We start from the raw sequence: 1,527 nt of genomic DNA on the forward strand, positions 1-1,527 counted from the left end.
CACTGGCGGGCTCGGCACGGACGGAGTCGGCGATCGGGTCGGTTCCCCGCGTCTCCCGCGCCGTCGGCGCGGTGGCGGTGTCCTCACCGGCCCCGCCGGCCAGGAACGTGGCGTCGGTGTCCGCGGCCGGCGTGCCGGACCCCTCCCCGGCCGCGCCGCCGTTCGCCTGGGTGTCCATCGCCTCGTTGGCGAGACGGTCGGCGTGCTTGTTGCGCTCGCGCGGGATCCACTCGTAGCGCACCGTGTCGAAGCCGGATGCCAGTTCCTTCGCCCGCAGCGCGAGCGGCTTCAGCATCGCGTTCTTGATCTTCCAGCGGCCGCACATCTGCTCGACGACCAGCTTGGAATCCATCTTGACGTCCACAGTGGAGGCACCCACCGCCGCGGCGGCCTCCAGCCCCGCGACCAGCCCCCGGTACTCGGCCACGTTGTTCGTCGTGACGCCGAGGCCCTCCTGACGCTCGGTGAGCACCTCCCCGGTGTCGGCGTCCCGGACCACCGCGCCGTAGCCGGCCGGTCCGGGGTTCCCGCGCGATCCGCCGTCCGCCTCGACGACCACCCGGCCGCCGGTCACAGCCCCGACTCCAGGGTCCGCACGAGGATGGCGTCACAGTTCTCGCACTGGACGACCTCGTCCTCGGGACTGTTCTTGATCTCGGCGATCGTGCTGCGGTCGAGTTCGAGCTGGCAGGACCCGCACCGGCGCGCCTTCAGCAGGGCCGCACCGATGCCCTTGTGTCCGCGCACCCGCTCGTAGAGGGCCAGCAGGTCCTCCGGCACCTTCGGCGTCAGCTCCGCCCGGTCGGCCTCGCGCCGCGCCTGGGTCGCGTCGAGGTCGGCCACCGCCTCGTCCCGCCGCCCGCGGGCGTCCGCCAGCGCCCGTTCGGCCTCGTCCACCTCGGCCGCCGTGCGCTGCACGTCGGAGTCGAGGGCCTCCTTGCGCTCCATCAGCTCCAGCTGGTCGTCCTCCAGCGCCGACTGCCTGCGCGCCAGGGTGTCGAGTTCGTGTTCGAGCTCGGTGAGCTGCTTGGCCGACACCGACCCGGACTCCATCATCTTCCGGTCCCGGTCGGCGCGGGCGCGCACCGCCTCGACCTCGCTCTCCTGCTTGGTGACCTCACGGTCGAGGTCCGAGGCCGCGGTCTGCGCCGCCACGAGCGCGTCCCGGCGCTCGGTCACCCGCTTCTCGGACTCCTCGATCTCGGCCAGCTCGGGCAGGGTGCGGCGGCGGTGTGCCACCCGGGACAGCTCGGCGTCGACCTTCGCGAGGTCGAGCAGCTGACGCTGCGCGGCGGGTTCTGCCTTCACTGCATTCTCCGTTCGTCCTCACACTCGCAGGTTCCACGGATCGGTGCACCGCGTGGACACGTGGACCTCGACGTTACCCGCCTGCCGCAGCACCCCGGCGGCTTGGCCGCACCACGGCCACTCGCTCGCCCAGTGGGTGAGCCCGACCAGCGCGGGCCCGCCCGCTTCGAGGTGTTCACCCGCGGGGTGGTGCCGCAGGTCCGCGGTCACGTAGGCGTC

The 1,527-nt window shown here is 72.8% G+C and carries 3 protein-coding genes; all 3 read right to left on the reverse strand.

All coding sequences use genetic code 11. From position 1 onward, the window contains the following. On the reverse strand, window positions 1-574 hold a 574-nt coding region (locus ACTIR_RS22395), incomplete at its 3' end, for a reverse transcriptase-like protein (RefSeq protein WP_233345859.1). Next, window positions 571-1,308 carry a zinc ribbon domain-containing protein gene (locus ACTIR_RS0108450; RefSeq protein ID WP_026453939.1) on the reverse strand — a complete coding sequence of 246 codons (738 nt, stop codon included), beginning with the start codon at window positions 1,306-1,308 and terminating at the stop codon, window positions 571-573. The genes ACTIR_RS22395 and ACTIR_RS0108450, both read right to left, overlap by 4 nt. Before the next feature lie 18 nt (window positions 1,309-1,326). Then, a partial coding sequence (locus ACTIR_RS0108455) for a Nif3-like dinuclear metal center hexameric protein (protein WP_026453940.1) occupies window positions 1,327-1,527 on the reverse strand: 201 nt, incomplete at its 5' end.

This window comes from Saccharomonospora iraqiensis subsp. iraqiensis, from assembly GCF_000430445.1.
GTDB classification, from domain to species: domain Bacteria; phylum Actinomycetota; class Actinomycetes; order Mycobacteriales; family Pseudonocardiaceae; genus Saccharomonospora; species Saccharomonospora iraqiensis.